A 19,426-nucleotide genomic window follows, 5' to 3' on the forward strand; every position below is an offset into this window, starting at 1 on the left:
TGCTTTTTTTCGTTTGACTAAACCTGAGATACTTTTCCCCACTCAGCAGGGTCTTTTCGCCATTCAATCAGCTTCTTCATATCCTCTTCCTGGATAAAGCCCTTTTCCACAGCTACTTTTGTGAGAGCTTCAATATCAGTCAGAGTATAGGCTGTGATGTTCTCTTCAGCCAGCATTTCTTTTCCTTTTTCAAGCTGGTATGTGAAGATGGCCGCCACACCCAGCACTTCACAGCCTGCTTCTCTTAAAGCCTTGACAGCAGTAATGGCACTTCCACCTGTTGAGATCAGGTCTTCTACAACAACAACCTTCTGGCCTTTATTCGCCTGACCTTCAATTTGCTTTCCTTTTCCATGGCCCTTTGCCTTGGAACGGACATAGCACATTGGCAGTTCCATATTGTCACTGACCCAGGCTGCATGAGGAATGCCCGCTGTGGCAGTCCCGGCAATTAGTTCTGCTTCCGGAAATTTATCCAGAATGATAGCCTGAAGACCGGCAGCAATTTCTTTTCTGACTTCAGGATAAGACAGTGTCAGACGGTTATCACAATAAATTGGGGCACGCAGTCCTGAAGACCAAGTAAACGGATCGTTTGGGTTTAATGCTACAGCCTTTATATCCAGTAATTTTTCTGCGATTTTATGCTTCATTCAGAACACCCTCCCAGGATTGCTTGCATTGAATATACTTTTCGAACGGATTTTCCGCTCTGGTAATCGACCGTCCCACCACAATGGCAGAAGCTCCTTCTTTTCTTGCGAATTCAGGTGTGGCCACTCTCTTCTGATCTCCATGATCGTCTGAAGACAGGCGTATTCCCGGTGTTACAGTCAAAAAGGCAGAGCCTATTTTCGAACCTATCGTTCTTGCCTCAAAGCTTGAACATACTACACCATCAAGTCCGGCTTCTTTGGCGAGTTTTGCATAATGAAGAACAGATTGGTTTAATGAAACAGGAATTAATTGCTCTGAATTCATTTGCTGTTCCGATGTACTTGTCAGCTGTGTCACAGCAATACAAGATGGCCTTTTTCCGGTGCTGCCTGCCTCCAGTCCTTCACAGGCTGCTTCCATCATGGCTTTTCCTCCTGCGGCATGCACATTAACCATATCGCATCCTATTCCCGCAAGACGCTTCATGGCACTTTTTACTGTATTCGGAATATCATGAAGCTTGAGATCAAGGAAAATATCGTGCCCTTGTTCTTTTAAATCGTGAACAATGGAAGGTCCCTCCTGGTAAAATAACTCCATGCCGACCTTAAGAAATAACTTTTCATTTTCAAAGTTTTTCAGAAAATGATGAACTTCCTGTTTTCCTGGAAAATCAAGAGCAATAATGAGCGGCTTTTTCATGTTTCTTCCAGCTCCTTCCTGTGCATTCGCTAATATGTTCATAGCCGAGCTTCTCAATAAGTTCCGGCAGCTCTCTGATAATTTTCGGACACACAAAGGGATCTACGAAGTTAGCTGTTCCAACCGCTACTGCACTTGCCCCTGCGTAGAAGTATTCGATGACATCCTCTGCAGATTCAATTCCTCCCATACCGATGATCGGAAGGGATACCTGCTGGCTCACTTCATAGATCATCCGGAGGGCTACTGGCTTAATGGCTGGTCCTGAAAGCCCGCCTGATTTATTTGCCAGAATCGGATTGCCGGTTTTTAGATCGATTCTCATGCCAACAAGCGTGTTGATCATTGTCAAACCGTCCGCTCCGCCATCTTCTGCTGCTTTAGCCATTTCTACAATATTTGTGACATTTGGCGAAAGCTTCACATAGACAGGTACTTCAGAAACCTCTTTTACTTTTTTCGTTAGATTTTTTGCAATTTCCGGAATAGTGCCAAATGCAATTCCGCCTGTTTTCACATTAGGGCATGAGATGTTGAGTTCAAGTGCATGTACATTTGGGCTTGCAGAAATTTTCCTGGCAACCGCAATATAATCCTCTTCCTGCGAACCGGCTACATTGGCAATGATCGGTACATCGTATTGTTCAAGCCATACCAGTTCTTCATTTACCACTTTTTCCAGGCCGGGATTCTGCAGACCAATTGCATTTAGCATCCCTGCAGATGTCTCAGCCACTCTTGGTGTCGGATTTCCAAATCGGGGCTCTAAAGTCGTCGCCTTTATCATAATTGCGCCCAATTGGCTCAAATCATACAGCTGGCTGAATTCCCTTCCGAAGCCAAAGCATCCTGATGCAGGCATGATTGGATTTTTCAATTCCAGACCAGGCAGACTGACGTTTAATGAATTCATAGGACTACCTCCCCTGCTTTAAAGACCGGTCCGTCACTGCAGACTTTTTTATAACTGTAACCTTCCGGGTCATCCCCTGTATGGCAGACACATGCAAAGCATGCCCCGATGCCGCACCCCATCCGTTCTTCCAATGACAGGAATACCTTTTTATGAGGGAACTGATTTTCAAGCGCCTTCAGCATCGGCGTCGGGCCGCAGGAATATAAAACATCGAAATCAATATTCAACCGATTAATAACATCTGTAACAAAACCCTTCATTCCTGCGCTTCCATCAACTGTAGCCAGGTAGGTCTCGCCCAGCCGGGAAAACTTTTCCTCATAAAATACCGCGCCGGCCGATTGAAAACCCAGGACGTGAATCACCTTAACGCCGCGGTTAACAAGCTGATTGGATAGTTCATATAAAGGGGGACTCCGATTCCTCCCCCTACAAGAAGTGCCGTCTCTCCCCGGCCAGCTTCACTGATCGGAAACCCATTTCCAAGCGGTCCCAGTACATCAGTGTAATCACCAGGTTTTTTTTCTGAAAGCAATGCCGTTCCTCTGCCTTCAGCACGGTAAATCATTTTAAACTGGCTTTCATCAGGTGAAATTTCTGCAATGCTGATAGGCCTTCTCAGCATGGGATCATAGCCCTCCGATATTTTTAAATGGACAAATTGCCCGGGCTCTTTCATTTCATGAACAAGCTCACCTTGAAGGGTGAGCTCGTAAATGTTTTCGGCCAGTTTAATTTGTGTTATTACTTTACATTGTTCCTGTCTGATCAAGATAAAACCGCCTCCCGGACTTCTTCTGGTTTATCCATCGCGTCTGCTGAAAAATTCATTGATTCGATTACTTGAAGGATTGCTTCTGCCGTATCAAGTGAGGTTAGGCATGGCACCCCATTTTCCACTGATTCACGGCGGATGCGGAAGCCATCTCTTGCAGGCTGTTTTCCTTTTGTTAAAGTATTAATAACAAATTGCGCTTCGCCATTTTTTATGACATCCAGAAGGTTAGGACCTTCCGAGCCGATTTTCCCAGTCACTTTTACAGGTATGCCTTCAGTTTTCAGGAATAAAGCCGTTCCGCTTGTCGCCATTAGCCTGTAACCGATGGATACAAATCTTTTTGCCAGCTGCAGAGCTTCTTCCTTATCCTTGTCGGCGACAGTCATTAGTACAGTTCCAAACGGCTGGATTTTCATGCCGGAAGCAACAAGACCTTTATAAAGGGCTTTTTCAAGCGTGGAATCTTTCCCCATAACTTCACCAGTTGACTTCATTTCTGGCCCTAAAGTGATGTCTACTCTTCTTAATTTTGCGAAAGAGAACACAGGCACTTTTACAAACACGCCTTTTCTCTCAGGAATAAGGCCGGACCCAAAGCCCTGCTGAGCTAGAGTTTGGCCCATGATAACCTTTGTGGCGATCTTAGCCATTGGCACATTTGTAATCTTGCTCAAAAAAGGAACTGTCCGGCTTGAACGCGGGTTGACTTCCAGGACATATACTTGTCCTTTAGCCACTACATACTGGATATTTAGCAGACCTATAATGCCAAGTCCTTTGGCCATCTTCTCCGTGTACTCAACAAGCTTGTTTTTGATTGCTTCTGATATATTTTGCGGAGGATAGACTGCAATGGAATCTCCTGAGTGTACTCCAGCTCTTTCTATATGCTCCATGATGCCTGGAATGAGCACATTTTCCCCATCCGAGATAGCGTCCACTTCAATTTCCTTCCCAGTCAAATACCGGTCAATTAATACTGGATGCTCCGGGTTAACTTTTACAGCATTTTCCATGTAGTATAGAAGCTCATCTTCTTTATAAACGATTTCCATGGCTCTTCCGCCAAGTACATATGATGGCCGGACGACCACTGGATATCCGATTTCACCGGCAATTGCTACTGCCTGTTCCACTGACAGGGCAGTCTTTCCTTTAGGCATTGGGATGCCAAGCTCTGCAAGAGCTTGCTCAAATTTATCCCGGTCTTCTGCCCGGTCTAAACTTTCAAGTGAAGTTCCCAGAATTTTTACGCCTCTTTCAACCAGATCTGCTGCAAGGTTAATAGCCGTTTGACCGCCAAATTGCACAACTACACCTTCCGGTTTCTCAAGGTCGATAATGTGCATGACATCTTCAATTGTCAGCGGCTCAAAATAGAGCTTATCGGAGATGCTGAAGTCAGTAGACACTGTTTCAGGATTATTATTAATGATGATTGCTTCATATCCTGCTTCCTTGATGGCCCATACCGCGTGTACAGTTGAGTAATCAAACTCCACTCCCTGCCCGATCCGGATTGGTCCTGAGCCCAGAACGACAACACTTTTTCGGCCAGTTACTTCCGATTCGTTCTCATCTTCATAAGTTCCATAGAAATACGGGGTTTCCGATTCAAATTCCGCTGCACATGTATCAACCATTTTATAAACCGGTACAATCGCATGTTCTTTTCTCCAGCTGTATACTTCCATCTCATTTGAATCCCACAGCCTGGCAATTACCAGATCGGCAAAGCCCATTTCCTTTGCAGCTTTCCCTGTTTCAGGGTCAAAAGGATTTTCAGTTAGTACATTCTCAAAATCTATGATTTTCTTAATCTTATAAAGGAAGAATAAATCAATTTTGCTCCATTCATGGATCGTCTCGATAGTGATTCCCCTTCTGATGGCTTCACCGATATAAAACAGACGTTCATCTCCAGCTTTACGGATTCGCTTTTCGATCAATTCGTCAGAAATTTGGCCGGCATCCTTCAGTTCAAGATGATATATGTTTGCTTCAAGTGAACGTACTGCTTTCAGGAGAGATTCTTCAAAAGTCCGCCCTATCGCCATTACTTCTCCTGTAGCCTTCATTTGGGTGCCAAGCGAACGGTTTGCAGATTCGAACTTATCAAACGGCCAGCGCGGGATTTTTGAGACAATATAATCCAATGCCGGTTCAAAGCAGGCATATGTTTTTCCTGTCACAGGATTCATCATTTCATCAAGTGTCAGCCCTACCGCTATCTTGGCTGCCAGTTTGGCAATCGGATAACCTGTCGCCTTTGAGGCCAGCGCAGATGAGCGGCTTACACGCGGGTTAACTTCGATGATGTAATAATTGAAGCTGTCCGGATCAAGCGCCAGCTGTACATTGCATCCTCCTTCAATCTCGAGGGCACGGATAATTTTTAATGAAGTGTTTCTAAGCAGCTGATACTCACGATCACTCAGAGTTTGGCTCGGGGCTACAACGATTGAATCTCCTGTGTGGACCCCTACTGGATCAAAATTCTCCATATTGCAGACAACAATCGCATTGTCATTGGAGTCCCTCATCACTTCATACTCAATTTCCTTAAAGCCTGCAATGCTCTTTTCAAGCAAACACTGTGTAACAGGGCTATTCTTTAAGCCGCTGGTCACAATTTCGATTAGCTCTTCTTCATCATGGCAAATTCCCCCGCCTGTTCCCCCTAAAGTGAAAGCAGGGCGTACAATGACCGGATAGCCAATCCTGTTTACAAATTCATATGCTTCATCCAGGTTATGAATAATTTCACTTTCAGGCACTGGTTCGCCAAGCTCATTCATCAAGTTTCTGAAAAGGTCCCGGTCTTCCGCCTTTTGGATAGCAGATAATTTTGTACCCAGGATTTCAACCCCGCATTCTTCCAAAACACCTGATTCAGCAAGCTCTACTGCCAGGTTTAATCCCGTCTGTCCCCAAGAGTTGGAACAAGCGCATCAGGACGTTCTTTCCGGATAATGCGGCTGACGAATTCCAGCGTAAGCGGCTCTATATATACCGCATCAGCAATCTCGGTATCCGTCATAATGGTAGCAGGATTTGAGTTTACAAGAATTACGCGGTAGCCTTCCTCTTTCAAAGCAATGCAGGCCTGTGTTCCGGCATAATCAAACTCTGCTGCCTGCCCGATGACAATTGGTCCTGATCCGATTACTAAAATGCTTTTTATATCTGTACGCTTTGGCATGCTGCAGCACCTTCCTCTTTATGTGATTCAATCATTTGCAAGAATTGTTCAAATAATCCGTTTGCATCCTCCGGACCCGGTGAAGCTTCAGGATGATATTGCACAGTGAATGCAGGGACTTCTTTATGCTTTAAGCCTTCAATTGTTCCATCGTTTAAGGCGATATGTGTTACTTCAAGCGGAGTACCAGTAATTGAATTTTCTTCTACTGAGTATCCATGGTTTTGAGATGTTAAAGCGACTTTTCCGGTTTGCAGATCTTTTACCGGATGGTTTGAACCGCGATGGCCGAATTTTAGTTTTTCTGTATTGGCACCGCAAGCAAGGGCAAAAAGCTGATGTCCCAGACAAATTCCGAAAATCGGTACTTTTCCTAGCAGTCCTTTAATCATTGTGATGGCTTCAGGAACATCTTTCGGGTCTCCAGGGCCATTTGAAAGCATAACACCATCCGGGCTCATGCTGAGTATTTCTTCAGCTCCTGTGTTATAAGGCACAACAATTACATCACAATCCCGTTTGTTCAATTCTCTTAAGATCCCGTGTTTCATGCCGAAATCTACAAGGACTACCCTTCTGCCGCGGCCAGGGCTCGGATAAGGTGTCCCAGTAGACACTTGCTTAACCTGATCGTTTCGCAGCTTGGTTGCCCGCAGTTTTTCAATGATTACTTCGGGGTTTTCACTAATGCTGCAAATTGCGCCTTTCAGCGTACCATGCTGCCTGATAATTCTTGTTAATTTCCTGGTATCAATGCCAGCAATTCCAGGGATGTTTTTCATCTTAAAATATTCTTCAATCGATTGTTCATTTCTCCAGTTTGAAGGAAACTCGCAGGCTTCTTTCACAATGAAACCTGAAATTGCCGGGGAGATCGATTCAAAATCGTCTCTGTTAATCCCATAATTTCCGATTAAAGGGTATGTCAAGGTTACGATTTGGCCGCAGTAGGATGGGTCAGACAGGATTTCCTGATAACCCGTCATTCCAGTATTGAATACTACTTCTCCAATCGAATTCGCATCACTTCCGAATCCCTTTCCAATAAAAATTGTTCCGTCTTCCAGAATCAGCTGTTTTTTCATGCTTTTACACTCCCTCTGTTCCAAACAATTTTTCCGCCTGCTATTGTCACTACCGGCCAGCCTTTACAATCCCAGCCGGTAAATGGCGTATTTTTCCCTTTTGATAAAAACTGAGCAGGATCTATCTTTTCCTGATGGTTCAGGTCAAGCAGGACAAGATCTGCTAATTCACCAGCTTCCAATTTTCCTGATTGAATGCCGAATGCCTCTGCCGGCTTGATTGTTAAGTAGTCAATCAGCTGCTTTAGTGTGAATATCCCCTTCTCAACGAAGTGGGTGTAAAGAAGCGGAAAGGCAGTTTCAAGTCCGACAATCCCGAAAGGCGCCAGCTCCATCCCTTCTTCTTTTTCTGCTGCTGTATGTGGTGCATGGTCGGTGGCAATAAAATCTATTGTGCCATCCAGCAATCCTTCGATTAGGGCCGCTCTGTCATCTGCTCCTCTTAATGGAGGATTCATTTTAAAGTTAGCATCCAGACCCGGGATATCCTCCTCACATAGAAGCAGGTGATGAGGTGTCACCTCGGCTGTTACCTTGATGCCTGCACGCTTCGCATCTCTTACCGCTCTGACAGACTCTTTCGTACTGATGTGGCAGACATGATAATGGCAGCCAGCTGCTTCGGCAAGCAGAACGTCCCTTGCGATTTGCACTGATTCACAGATGGAAGGAATACCATTTAACCCGTTCTCTTTAGCAAAAACTCCATCATGTACGGAACCTTTGTTAATAAGGGTATTTTCTTCGCAGTGGGCAACTATCGGCATGCTGATCTCTGCGGCATTCCTCATTGCCTCAAGCATCATGGCTGCTGATTGCACTCCTACTCCATCATCTGTAAAAGCAAACGCTCCAGCTTCCTTCAAAGCTTTAAAATCGGTTAATTCCTGGCCAAGCTCACGGATTGTAATCGATGCATACGGCAGAACCTTGACCGCCGCAGTCTCTTCAATACGGCTGTTCAATTTTTCAAGCTCTTCTTTTGTATCAGGTACCGGCCGTGTATTCGGCATCGCAGCAACCGTTGTGAAACCGCCTTTAGCTGCTGCTCTTGTGCCAGTTTCAATTGTTTCTTTCTTTTCACCGCCAGGTTCACGCAAGTGGACGTGCAGATCTATAAATCCTGGTGCAATGAGCAATCCCTCTGCGTCAATTACTTCCTGTGCCTCATTCCCAACGCCTGCACCTATCTCAGCGATTTTTCCTGACTTTATGTAAATGTCCGTTTTTTCAAGGTTCCCTTCTTTAGTAAGCAACTGGCCATTTTTTATTAATGTTGACATGTTTAGCTCCCCCTTCACTATGTTCAATTGATCTTTTTAATACAGCCATTCGGATGTACACACCATTTTGCATCTGCTTGAAGATTCTGGAGCGCCCGCATTCTACTAAACAATCTGCTATTTCAACACCCCGGTTTACAGGTGCCGGATGCATAATTATGCTGTTTGGCTTCATTGTTCTTTCACGCTCTTCTGTAAGGCCGTATGCCAGGTGATATTCTTCAGCAGTTTGTTCAGCTTTCGATTCATGCCGCTCATGCTGGATTCTCAGCAGCATGACAACATCAGAAGTTTCTATAGCTGTGTCAACATCTTCATACATTCCATTCTCAAGCAATTCTTCATTAAACCATTCTTTTGGACCTGAAAAAACAACCTTTGCACCGAGCCGGACAAGTGCATCTGCATTGGATCTTGCGACACGGCTATGTGCGATATCACCAATAATGGCTACTTTTAATCCTTCAAAGGATCCGTATTCCTGCTTAATCGTCAGCAGATCCAGCAGTGATTGTGTTGGATGGTGCCCGCAGCCATCCCCAGCATTCAAGATGGACACACCGCTTTTATCTGCCAATTCGTCAAAGTAGCGATCCTCGCTATGGCGGATGACGACTGCATGCACACCGATCGCTTCCAGCGTTTTGACTGTGTCGTATAATGACTCACCCTTGGATACACTTGATGTGCTGACTTCAAAAGGAATTATGTCCAATCCAAGTCGCCTTTCCGCCACTTCAAAGCTGCATTTAGTTCTTGTGCTATTCTCAAAGAAGAGGTTAGCGACAAAAACCTTTTGTTCAGGAGTCCATGTTCCGCCGTTTAAAAAATATTGCGCATCTTCAAGAATTTTATTGATTTCTTTAATTTCCAACTCTGAGGTAGTGAGCAAATGTTTCATTTTTTATCCTCCTCTTCAAAAAAAGCACCCTGCCGATTTGGTCAGGGTGCTGCAAAGTTGAGGCAGCCGGATATACGGATACACTGATACCGTATAGCCAGGTTTGCCGCCAACACCCTTTTAAGCCTCCCGGGACTTAGTTAAAAAGCATTAAGCTACATTATTTTTTTTTCGTTTTCTGTTTCAAACATATCTTCCTTAGCCTCTTCCCTGCCAGGGAGAATCAGGTTCAGGAGAACACCGCTGATAGCTGCCAGTGCCATTCCTTCCAGTTTGAATGCCCAAATCTCGATATGAGCTCCGCCAATTCCCAGGACAAGGATGACTGATGCGATAACCAGATTGCGGTTGTTTCCAAAATCCACTTTGCTGTCAACCAGCATTCTTAATCCTGATGAAGCGATGATCCCGAACAGCAGGATCGATACGCCGCCCATTACTGGAGTAGGGATCGAGCTGATCAGTGCTGTCACCTTGCCGATGAATCCGAAGATAATGGCGATGACTGCAGCACCCGCAAGTACATAGACACTGTAAATTTTCGTGATGGCGAGTACACCAATGTTTTCACCGTATGTTGTCTTTGGCGGACCCCGATTAATGCCGAGATCATTGTTCCTGTTCCATCAGCAAGTATGGAGCGGTGAAGACCCGGTTCTTTAATGTAATCTTTACCAACTACTTTTCCAAGGACAAGCTGATGACCGATATGTTCTGAGATTGTGACAACAGCTACTGGAATCATTAGAAGCGCTAGATCCAGGGTTATCCTCACTTCATAATCAGCGAACGGGAATAAGAATTCCGGCATTTCGAACCAGGCTGCCTGCTGTACAAGCGAGAAGTCGATCAGGCCCACAGCCAGTGAGTAAACATAGCCGATGATGATCCCTGCCAGAATCGGCACCATACTGAGCATGCCTTTTGCATAGATGGAAAAGATGATTGTTGCACCTAAAGTGATAAGCGCTGCTGAAAAATGAAGCATGCTGTATTCACCAGTTTCAGGATTGTTCATAGCCATCCCGACTGCTGTCCCTGCTAATGCCAATCCGATTACAATGATCACAGGTCCTACCACAATTGGCGGAAGCAAATTCATAATCCAGCGGTAGCCTGCTTTTTTGATGATCAGGGCTACTGCCCCATACACAAGTCCAGCCATGAAGCTGCCGATCATGGCAGCACCCGGGCCACCGGCTGCTTTGGCAGCTATGATCGGGGCAATGAATGCGAAAGATGAACCAAGGTATGCCGGCACCTGCCATTTTGTAATGATTAGAAAGGCTATCGTTGCCAGTCCGCTTGAGATTAGCGCAATGGCAGGATTTAATCCTACTAAGTATGGTACAAGTATAGTGGCTCCGAACATTGCGAATAAATGCTGTAAACTTAATGTCAGCCAATGGGCTGGTTTTGGAATATCCTTTATATCTAAGATAGGTTTATTCATTACGATCTCTCCTCTGCATTTTATTAAAAAACCCTCTTTGCAGGAGTGCAAAGAGGGTGCAAGAGCACAGCAAAAGACAGACCGATTCTGCTGTGTTCCCCTTTGCCAGCCTCTCTGGACTGCATTTAAAAGGGCTATTTAATTTTCAAATATACTTACCTGGTCGTTTTCATCCACTTCCTTCAGCTCGACCACAATTTTTTCCGAACTGGATGTTGGAATGTTTTTTCCTACATAATCAGCTCTGATCGGAAGCTCCCTATGGCCGCGGTCCACAAGGACTGCAAGCTGAATCTGAGATGGCCTCCCTATATCGATCAGCGCATCAAGGGCAGCTCTAACTGTTCTTCCTGTATAAAGAACATCATCGATCAGGATCACCTTCTGATCGTTAATATCTTTTGGAACATCCGAGCCTTTGACAAGCGGCTCCTGATTTTCAGTCTTTTTCGTAAGATCATCTCTATAGAGAGTGATATCAAGTTCGCCTACATCAATTTTGGCTCCCTCGATTTGTTCAATTCTTTCCGCCAGGCGGTTCGCCAGGTAAATCCCCCTGGTCCGGATGCCAATCAGAATACAATTTTCTATTCCTTTATTTTTCTCTATGATTTCATGAGCAATCCTGGTCAGCGCTCTCCTGATTGCCTGGTCATCCAAAACAATTGCTTTTTGCTGCGGCATCATGATCACCCCTATTATCAGATTTTATATACAAAAAACCTCTCACCGATCAGGTGAGAGGGTAAACGACTTCTTTCTGCAGAATAAGGACACAATTCTCCTTATTCAATCCGTTTCCTTCCCAGCCTCACGGGACTGTTTTAAAGGACTTATTCAACTATAGTCATCATATAGCACAATTGGACAATTGTCAACGGTTATTTGCCAGGCTCTCTACCAGTTCCTTAAAATAAGCAGGTGCAGGTGCTTCAAATTCAAGGTACTCGCCAGAACGTGGATGTTCAAAGCCAAGAACGCCTGCATGAAGTGCCTGTCCCCCGATACCAATTGTTTTTCTGGGACCGTATTTAGGATCTCCTGCAAGAGGATAGCCAATGTATTTCATATGAACACGGATTTGATGTGTTCTTCCCGTTTCCAGCTGGCATTCCACCAGTGTGAAATCCCTGAATCGCTCAATGACCTGAAAATGCGTAACCGCATGTTTTCCATTGTCCACAACGCTCATACTTTGACGATCTTTGGGATCGCGGGCGATTGGTGCATCAATAGTACCGTAGTCGTGTGGAATAACTCCATGGACAATAGCCCGGTACTTACGTGTAACAGTTTTGTTCATCAGCTGGTTCACAAGACTCTCATGTGCCATATCATTCTTTGCAACCATGAGAAGCCCTGACGTATCTTTATCGATTCTATGAACTATTCCGGGCCGCATGACCCCATTAATTCCTGATAAGTCTTTGCAATGAGCCATAAGACCATTTACAAGTGTTCCTGTTCCGTGCCCGGCTGCAGGATGGACAACCATTCCTTTCGGTTTATTTACTACGAGGACATCCAGGTCTTCATAATAAATATCCAAATTCATTTCTTCAGGCACTACATCCAGCTCTTCTGGTTCAGGAATTGATATTTCAATTTTATCGTTTGTGGAACATTTGTAATTAGTTTTAGGCTTTTGGCCATTCACTAAAACATTGCCATCCTTGATCCATTGCTGTACCTGAGTTCTTGACCAATCCGCATTCAATGTGGATAACACTTTATCTATTCTTTCTCCTGCCTGTTCATCAGGAATGATGTGTTCCATTTTCTCCATAAGATTTCTCCTTTTTCTTTGCTTCTCCCTCTTCAAGCAGCATCTGAATCATCAATAGTCCTACCCCAATGACCAGCGCCGAGTCAGCAATATTGAAAACGGGAAAGTCATAGCCAAAAATATAAGTGTTTACGAAATCCACCACTTCTTTTCGAAATACCCTGTCAATAAAGTTTCCAATTGCTCCGCCCAGCATCAGGCCCAAAGAGACTCCAAGAAGCAATTTGCCTTTGGCTGCTTTTTGAATGTAATAAATGATACCAATTATGACAATAACGGTTATAACGTAGAAAAACCACATTTGCCCCTGCAGGATGCCCCAGGCAGCGCCACGGTTGCGGTGTGATGTAATATAAAGAAAGTCCTCAATAACTTTAACACTTTCCCCTAATTCAAAGTTCTTTACAATCAGCCACTTCGTTAACTGATCAAGTGCAATAACGAACAATGCAATTATGTAATAAAACACAAAGGCAACCCCCATATCTCATATCATTACCTTTGCATTTTAGCACAATCTGAATAAAAAACACAGCACACGCTTAAACTCAGTGGAAAATAGACTTTCTGTAGAAATTCCCCAGTCTGCTGCAATCCTCCATTGTTTTTAAAGTAGGAATTATCTGCAGCAAATCCTCAGGCAGCAGCTCACCCGAAATTTCACACTTTCCGAAATTTCCTGATTCCATTTTGGTAAGTGTTTGTTCAATATCATGCAGCTCTTCCAATAAAATAGGCTTTATCAGCGGGGAACTGTTGCCTTCCATAAGCTTTTCCAATATTTCCTGTCTTGTATTACGGAGTTCTGTATATAGCCCTTCTGCTTTTGCATCCATGCTTTTTCCTCCGTTCTGAGATGTTTACTTTATTATTTTCTCGGAACGGAATTCAGACACGGACAAACTTTTAGCAAACGGCACAACATTTAGTGAAGGTGGAATTATTTATAAAAAAGGATTTGAAGAAGGTAATTAAAAACAGTCCCCCAAATTTGAGGGACTGCCGGTATTTAAGCCAAGTGGCTATAATTATTTTTTACAACATCAGCACAGCGGGGGCAAAGCGTGTCATATCCTTCTGTCTTGCCAACTTCTGGAGTGACTGTCCAGCAGCGGTCGCATGTTTCGCCTTCTGCTTTGGAAACAATAATAGCAGTGTTTTCAAATTTCACGGCATTTTCAGGAGCATCTGAAAGGCTGCCTGCTACTTCGAATCCAGATACGATAAAGAGCTGCTGAAGATTTTCCTGAATTGAATCCAGAAGGCTCTTGGCTTGATCATTTACATAAAGGGTTACTTTAGCAGTAAGTGATTTGCCGATCACCTTCTCATTACGTGCTTCTTCCAATGCCTTAAGGACATCATTGCGAAGCTTCATGAATGAAGTCCATTTATCTTCCAGCTGTTTAGCGTTCGGAAGCTCTGTATATTCAGGCATATCTGTTAATTGAACACTTTCTTCTTTCACATTCGGTATAAAGTTCCAAACTTCATCAGATGTGTGGGAAAGAATAGGTGCAACAAGCTTCGTAAGAGCAATCAGGCTCTCATAAAGAACCGTTTGGATTGCACGGCGTTCTGCATTATCTTTTGCTTCAATATAAAGGACATCTTTTGCAAAATCAAGGTAAAATGCACTAAGGTCCAATGTGCAGAAATTGTTAACAGCGTGGTAGATGCTGGCAAATTCATAGCGATCATAGGACTCGCGAACACTCTTGATCAGCTTGTTCAGCTTCACTAGCATAAACTGATCCACTTCACGCAGGTTCTCAAAGGATACCAAGTCTGCTTCAGGATTAAAATCATCCAGATTTCCAAGCAAGAAACGGAAAGTATTGCGAATCTTTCTATACACTTCTGCAACCTGCTTCAGAATAGCATCAGATACCCGGACATCAGCCTGATAATCAACTGAAGCCACCCATAAACGCAAAATGTCAGCACCAAGCTGGTTCATAACTTTTGCCGGAACAACTACATTTCCGATGGATTTACTCATTTTCCTTCCTTCACCATCAAGGGTGAAACCGTGGCTCAGTACTCCTTTGTAAGGCGCTTTCCCTGTCACTGCTACCGCAGTTGAAAGCGAAGAGTTAAACCAGCCTCTGTATTGGTCAGAACCTTCTAGGTATAGATCTGCTGGACGCTGTAAATCGTCGCGCTCTAAAAGAACTGCCTGGTGGGAAGAACCGGAATCAAACCAAACATCCATGATATCCGTTTCTTTTGAAAACTGGCCATTCGGGCTTCCTGGATGTGTAAAACCTTCAGGCAGCAACTCTTTCGCTTCTTTCTCGAACCAGATGTTTGAACCTTGTTCACGGAAAAGATTTGATACATGTTCAATCGTCTCATCTGTGATAATTTCTTCGCCATTTTCCGCATAAAAGACCGGAATAGGCACTCCCCATACACGCTGGCGGGAGATGCACCAATCTCCGCGATCCCGGACCATATTAAATAGTCTGGTCTCACCCCATGCAGGATACCAATTTGTTTCTTTAACAGCTTCCAAAAGCTCATTGCGGAAATCCTTAATGGATGCAAACCATTGGGCAGTAGCACGGAAAATAACAGGCTTTTTCGTTCTCCAGTCATGCGGATATGAGTGAGTAATAAAAGTCAGTTTTAATAATGCTCCTGCTTCCTCAAGTTTCTCAGTTATCGGCTTATTGGCTGCATCATAGAATAACCCTTCAAAGCCGGGAGCTTCATTTGTCATGTTTCCTTTATCATCTACCGGGCATAATACGTCAAGCCCGTACTTCATGCCGACTTGGAAATCATCTTCCCCATGTCCGGGAGCAGTATGAACACATCCTGTACCGGCATCAGTTGTAACATGATCACCAAGCATTACAAGGGAATCACGGCCATAAAGCGGATGTTCAGCAATTACATTCTCAAGGTCAGTCCCCTTAACTGTCTGGACAACTTGATAACCTTCCCATTCGAACTCTTTAGCCACAGCTGCCAATAAGTCTTCTGCAACCATAAACTTTTTGCCGTTTGCCTCCACTACAGTATAAGAAAGGTCCGGATGAACTGAAATTCCAAGGTTTGCTGGAATGGTCCATGGAGTTGTAGTCCAAATGACGATATGAGTATCTTGATCCAATACTTCTTTGCCATCTTTTACTTTAAATGCAACATAAATGGATGGCGAACGTTTGTCTTTATATTCAATTTCCGCTTCTGCCAAAGCAGATTCAGATGATGGAGACCAATAAACAGGCTTTTTGCCTTTATAGATATAGCCTTTTTTCGCCATTTCCCCGAAGACCTTAATTTGCTGAGCTTCATACTCCGGCTTAAGTGTGATGTATGGGTTCTCCCAATCACCGCGGACACCTAAGCGCTTAAATTGTCCGCGCTGGCTGTCGATCTGCTCATATGCATATTCTTCACAAAGCTCGCGGAACTCAGCAACACTCATTTCTTTACGCTTTACGCCTTTGTTTGTCAGCGCCTGCTCAATTGGCAGACCATGAGTATCCCAGCCAGGAACATAAGGAGCATTATAGCCAGTCATCGACTTAGAGCGTACGATGAAATCCTTTAAGATCTTATTTAGCGCATGGCCGATGTGGATGTCGCCATTTGCATATGGAGGGCCATCATGCAGCACAAACATCGGACGCCCTTTTGTCCGTTCCTGGACCTTTTCATAAATGTTCATTTCTTCCCATTTCGCCTGGATTTCAGGTTCTCGCTTTGGAAGATTGCCGCGCATTGGGAATTCAGTTTTTGGCATTAATAAACTATCTTTGTAATCCATTCCTTTTCCTCCTGTTTGTAACTCATTAAATACCATGATAGCCAATGAGAGCTTAGAAAAACCTCGGGAAAATACAAAAAACCCTCTCATCCCAAAAAGGGACGAGAAGGTTTTATTCTCCCGCGGTACCACCCTTGTAGATGAAATATAATGAAATTTCATCCGCTCAAAGCATTCTTAACGTGAATGATCCGCCTTGGTCTACTGATTTTTGTACGTTCGGCAAGGAACTAAAGGGTGATTTTCCAGCTTTTGCTTATACCCGGGCTTCCACCATCCCCGGCTCGCTTTCAGAGTGAGTATGCGCCTCTGATCATAAGCTTTTTGAAAAGACTGTACTGTCCCTCTCATTGTTGATAAACATTGTATTTACTTTGTTTTAAAATTATATGCGATATTTCCGGCTTTCGTCAAGCCAGTGATTCTTCTTCTTCTCTTAATGATTTCAGCTCAGTGGAATCCAGCTTATATTCCATTAAATGATCCCAATCATCGTTATTCAGCATATCAAGCTGTGCTTCAACAAGCATTTTAAAGCGTGTCCGGAATACTTTGGACTGTTTCTTTAAATCTTCAATATCCAGTGCGATTTTTCTTGCTTTGGATAGGGATTCATTCACAATCCTGTCAGCATTTTTTTCAGCTTCTTTGATGATAAGCTTTGCTTCTTTGTGGGCATTGCGTTTTAATTCTTCTGCAGCTTCCTGTGCAACCACAATAGATTTATTAAGTGTTTCTTCAATTGTGGTAAAGTGGCCAATGCGGTCATTCGTTTCGTTGAGCTTTTCTTCCAGCTCTTTTTTTTCCCTGATCAGGATTTCATAGTCCTTTATGATTTGGTCGAGGAATTCGTTCACTTCATCTTCGTCATAACCGCGGAATCCTTTGCTGAATTCCTTGTTATGAATATCTAACGGTGTTAATGGCATGAGTGCCACCTCCCAGGTCTGTTGATCTTATGTAAATTGGTTTGAGCCTGCTGGTTCTATTTAATTATAGCAGACTCCGTTGTCTTTTGATTATTTATTCGACAGGTTGTTTCAAAATCCTTCAAATTTAAATTATTTCTTTTAACTGTCTTTTAATTGTTTTTGGCTTTTAAATGTAGCCCGTTGATTTCCGCTGCGGACACTTGCTTTCCACGGGGCGGGCGGTGAGCCTCCTCGGTGCTTTGCACCTGTGGGGTCTCACCTGTCCCGCTGCTCCCGCCGGAGTCAAGTGCCCTACGCTCCAATCAACTCAGCAGATGAACAATATGTTGCATTTTGAACGACAAACTTAAAAAACAGCCTCAAAATAGGTTTGTTAAAACCCTCTCCTACTTTACTATCTCTGTCTCCCGGCAATAATTCTCCATTTGTCCTTTTTTGTTTTCCCATCTATTTCTATGATTTTGGATCGGCCTTGTCCCCTGACTGAGATGATGTCGCTTTGCTGGCATTCAAATGAGGGGTTTTCTATTTGCGTCCAATTGACTTTAACGTGTCCCTGTTGGATATAGAGCTGGGATTTCTGTCTTGAGATATTGTAGATGGATGAGATGACTGTGTCCAACCTCAGGGATGAAGAGGTGATGGAGCTTTCTTTCCACACTTCTGGTGATTGAATCGCCTTTGAAAAAGGCTGTATTTCCAACGATACGGAAGCTCTGCCAATTGACTGAAGCTGCAGGCTGATGTACTCTTCAATTTCTTGAGCAGCAAAAAACTGGATTCTGTCCTCTTCAAACAGGATGTCACCAAATTTCCCTCTTTTTAGTCCCAGTGACATCAGGCTGCCGAGGACTTGCGGGTGTTCAATGGTAACAAACTTCTTTGGATATTCCAATTCAAACAGCCGAATTTTAAAATCTTCTTCATCGCTTTCATAATAATCCGGAAATAACAGTGCTCTCTTTCTCTCAGACCCTGTTGTTCCGCCAAATAAAGCAAATAAGATTCCCGAATCCTGTCCTATGATGCTTTTTAGGATATGCTGCTCCCTTGGATCAAGAAAATCAGTAAGCTTTGGTGCATATGTATTTTCCACAAGATTTTTCCAGTTAAGGACCTGGTCAATAAATTCTCTTTCTTCCGGCCGGAAGTGCTGATAAATAGACAAATTTTTGCGGGCCTCCTTTTACACAAATAAAAAAGGGCCATTATGATAGCCCAGTTTTGTCAGTCTTATGAAATCCAATAAAAAAGCTGCTGCAAGCCTCCCGTGGCAAATCGCAAAACTAAGATAGCCACAATCGGAGAAATATCAATCATTCCAAGCGGTGGAATGATTTTGCGGAAAGGCTCAAGGTATGGTTCACAAATCCTTGCCAGAAACTGGCCAAAAGCCGATTCCTTTGCATTAGGGAACCAGGACAGCAGAATATAAATAATCAGTGCCCATGAGTAATAATAAATTGCAGATGACAATATTCCAAATACTAATTCCATTAAGTGCTACCACCTCGTATTTTCTAATTCTTGTTCTTTCATCAGCTGAGAGATGTTCCCTGATACTTCAACATTGTCAGGTGTACATAAGAAAATATCAGTACCAATCTTCTGAATGTCTCCACCGATGGCATAAACGGTCCCGCTAAGGAAGTCAACAATGCGCTTTGCCTGATCTTTTTCTATTCTCTGCAGATTGACTACAACAGCTCTTCTGTTCTTCAGCTGATCCGCAATATCCTGCGCTTCTGCATATACCCGCGGTTCAACAAGAACTACTTTAGAAGACTTCTGCACACTTTGAAGGCTGACAATATTCTGTTTTTGAACTGGCTGCTGCTGTTTCTGCACCTGCTTCACCGGCTCTCTTTCTTCTTCGATGATTTCCTCTTCCTTATAGTCATATTCATCATCCAGGAAGAAAAATGTTTTAAATTTTGATTTTATACTCAT

At 43.7% G+C, this 19,426-nt stretch carries 15 protein-coding genes, 3 pseudogenes and 1 other annotated feature; all 18 genes and pseudogenes read right to left on the reverse strand.

Features of this window, described 5'->3' with window-relative positions; translation table 11 throughout:
• Positions 1-17: 17 nt before the first annotated feature.
• A complete protein-coding gene (pyrE, locus tag LLY41_RS15365) occupies positions 18-653 on the reverse strand; it encodes an orotate phosphoribosyltransferase (protein WP_304585797.1) in 636 nt (211 codons plus the stop codon).
• A complete protein-coding gene (gene pyrF, locus LLY41_RS15370; RefSeq protein WP_304585798.1) occupies positions 643-1,359 on the reverse strand; it encodes an orotidine-5'-phosphate decarboxylase in 717 nt (238 codons plus the stop codon). The genes pyrE and pyrF overlap by 11 nt, the downstream gene beginning before the upstream one ends.
• A complete protein-coding gene (locus tag LLY41_RS15375; protein WP_095242301.1) occupies positions 1,331-2,272 on the reverse strand; it encodes a dihydroorotate dehydrogenase in 942 nt (313 codons plus the stop codon). Before LLY41_RS15375 ends, pyrF begins: the two co-directional genes overlap by 29 nt.
• Positions 2,269-3,047, reverse strand: a pseudogene (locus LLY41_RS15380) (dihydroorotate dehydrogenase electron transfer subunit). Before LLY41_RS15380 ends, LLY41_RS15375 begins: the two are co-directional and overlap by 4 nt.
• Positions 3,044-6,255 (reverse strand): annotated as a pseudogene (gene carB, locus LLY41_RS15385) (carbamoyl-phosphate synthase large subunit). Before carB ends, LLY41_RS15380 begins: the two co-directional pseudogenes overlap by 4 nt.
• On the reverse strand, positions 6,234-7,340 hold the full coding sequence (locus LLY41_RS15390; protein ID WP_304585799.1) for a carbamoyl phosphate synthase small subunit: 1,107 nt from the start codon (positions 7,338-7,340) through the stop codon (positions 6,234-6,236). The pseudogene carB and the gene LLY41_RS15390 overlap by 22 nt, the downstream one beginning before the upstream one ends.
• A complete protein-coding gene (locus tag LLY41_RS15395) occupies positions 7,337-8,623 on the reverse strand; it encodes a dihydroorotase (RefSeq protein WP_304585800.1) in 1,287 nt (428 codons plus the stop codon). The genes LLY41_RS15390 and LLY41_RS15395 overlap by 4 nt, the downstream gene beginning before the upstream one ends.
• Positions 8,586-9,524: an aspartate carbamoyltransferase catalytic subunit gene (locus LLY41_RS15400; RefSeq protein WP_304585801.1), complete on the reverse strand. Its 939-nt coding sequence runs from the start codon at positions 9,522-9,524 to the stop codon at positions 8,586-8,588. Before LLY41_RS15400 ends, LLY41_RS15395 begins: the two co-directional genes overlap by 38 nt.
• A gap of 155 nt (positions 9,525-9,679) precedes the next feature.
• Positions 9,680-10,977: pseudogene (locus LLY41_RS15405) on the reverse strand (solute carrier family 23 protein).
• 138 nt (positions 10,978-11,115) lie between these two features.
• The gene (gene pyrR / locus LLY41_RS15410; protein ID WP_076255660.1) at positions 11,116-11,661 is read right to left on the reverse strand and encodes a bifunctional pyr operon transcriptional regulator/uracil phosphoribosyltransferase PyrR; all 546 of its coding nucleotides are present in this window, start codon (positions 11,659-11,661) and stop codon (positions 11,116-11,118) included.
• 190 nt (positions 11,662-11,851) lie between these two features.
• Positions 11,852-12,763 carry an RluA family pseudouridine synthase gene (locus tag LLY41_RS15415; RefSeq protein WP_304585802.1) on the reverse strand — a complete coding sequence of 304 codons (912 nt, stop codon included), beginning with the start codon at positions 12,761-12,763 and terminating at the stop codon, positions 11,852-11,854.
• Complete coding sequence (gene lspA / locus LLY41_RS15420) at positions 12,735-13,232, reverse strand: signal peptidase II (protein WP_304585803.1); 498 nt, start codon at positions 13,230-13,232, stop codon at positions 12,735-12,737. The genes LLY41_RS15415 and lspA overlap by 29 nt, the downstream gene beginning before the upstream one ends.
• Before the next feature lie 79 nt (positions 13,233-13,311).
• Positions 13,312-13,599: a hypothetical protein gene (locus LLY41_RS15425; RefSeq protein ID WP_304585804.1), complete on the reverse strand. Its 288-nt coding sequence runs from the start codon at positions 13,597-13,599 to the stop codon at positions 13,312-13,314.
• Between the two features lie 173 nt (positions 13,600-13,772).
• Positions 13,773-16,544 carry an isoleucine--tRNA ligase gene (gene ileS / locus LLY41_RS15430; protein ID WP_095242291.1) on the reverse strand — a complete coding sequence of 924 codons (2,772 nt, stop codon included), beginning with the start codon at positions 16,542-16,544 and terminating at the stop codon, positions 13,773-13,775.
• A gap of 94 nt (positions 16,545-16,638) precedes the next feature.
• Positions 16,639-16,904 (reverse strand) — a binding site (T-box leader).
• Positions 16,905-16,954: 50 nt separating this feature from the next.
• The gene (locus LLY41_RS15435) at positions 16,955-17,473 is read right to left on the reverse strand and encodes a DivIVA domain-containing protein (protein WP_035328829.1); all 519 of its coding nucleotides are present in this window, start codon (positions 17,471-17,473) and stop codon (positions 16,955-16,957) included.
• A 397-nt stretch (positions 17,474-17,870) separates the two neighbouring features.
• Positions 17,871-18,644: a YlmH family RNA-binding protein gene (locus LLY41_RS15440; RefSeq protein ID WP_304585805.1), complete on the reverse strand. Its 774-nt coding sequence runs from the start codon at positions 18,642-18,644 to the stop codon at positions 17,871-17,873.
• A 65-nt stretch (positions 18,645-18,709) separates the two neighbouring features.
• The gene (locus tag LLY41_RS15445; RefSeq protein ID WP_095242289.1) at positions 18,710-18,973 is read right to left on the reverse strand and encodes a YggT family protein; all 264 of its coding nucleotides are present in this window, start codon (positions 18,971-18,973) and stop codon (positions 18,710-18,712) included.
• A 6-nt stretch (positions 18,974-18,979) separates the two neighbouring features.
• Complete coding sequence (locus LLY41_RS15450; protein WP_048007904.1) at positions 18,980-19,426, reverse strand: cell division protein SepF; 447 nt, start codon at positions 19,424-19,426, stop codon at positions 18,980-18,982.

The organism is Cytobacillus firmus, from assembly GCF_023612095.1.
Lineage (GTDB): Bacteria > Bacillota > Bacilli > Bacillales > Cytobacillaceae > Cytobacillus.

Excerpts from the sequence above, each read along its gene's own strand:
- LLY41_RS15445 (WP_095242289.1), bottom strand. The coding sequence starts at position 18,973 with ATGGAATTAGTATTTGGAATATTGTCATCTGCAATTTATTATTACTCA.
- LLY41_RS15390 (WP_304585799.1), bottom strand. The coding sequence starts at position 7,340 with ATGAAAAAACAGCTGATTCTGGAAGACGGAACAATTTTTATTGGAAAG.
- LLY41_RS15395 (WP_304585800.1), bottom strand. The coding sequence starts at position 8,623 with ATGTCAACATTAATAAAAAATGGCCAGTTGCTTACTAAAGAAGGGAAC.
- LLY41_RS15400 (WP_304585801.1), bottom strand. The coding sequence starts at position 9,524 with ATGAAACATTTGCTCACTACCTCAGAGTTGGAAATTAAAGAAATCAAT.
- LLY41_RS15375 (WP_095242301.1), bottom strand. The coding sequence starts at position 2,272 with ATGAATTCATTAAACGTCAGTCTGCCTGGTCTGGAATTGAAAAATCCA.
- LLY41_RS15435 (WP_035328829.1), bottom strand. The coding sequence starts at position 17,473 with ATGCCATTAACACCGTTAGATATTCATAACAAGGAATTCAGCAAAGGA.
- LLY41_RS15415 (WP_304585802.1), bottom strand. The coding sequence starts at position 12,763 with ATGGAGAAAATGGAACACATCATTCCTGATGAACAGGCAGGAGAAAGA.
- LLY41_RS15425 (WP_304585804.1), bottom strand. The coding sequence starts at position 13,599 with ATGGATGCAAAAGCAGAAGGGCTATATACAGAACTCCGTAATACAAGA.
- pyrR (WP_076255660.1), bottom strand. The coding sequence starts at position 11,661 with ATGCCGCAGCAAAAAGCAATTGTTTTGGATGACCAGGCAATCAGGAGA.
- pyrE (WP_304585797.1), bottom strand. The coding sequence starts at position 653 with ATGAAGCATAAAATCGCAGAAAAATTACTGGATATAAAGGCTGTAGCA.
- LLY41_RS15450 (WP_048007904.1), bottom strand. The coding sequence starts at position 19,426 with ATGAGTATAAAATCAAAATTTAAAACATTTTTCTTCCTGGATGATGAA.
- pyrF (WP_304585798.1), bottom strand. The coding sequence starts at position 1,359 with ATGAAAAAGCCGCTCATTATTGCTCTTGATTTTCCAGGAAAACAGGAA.
- ileS (WP_095242291.1), bottom strand. The coding sequence starts at position 16,544 with ATGGATTACAAAGATAGTTTATTAATGCCAAAAACTGAATTCCCAATG.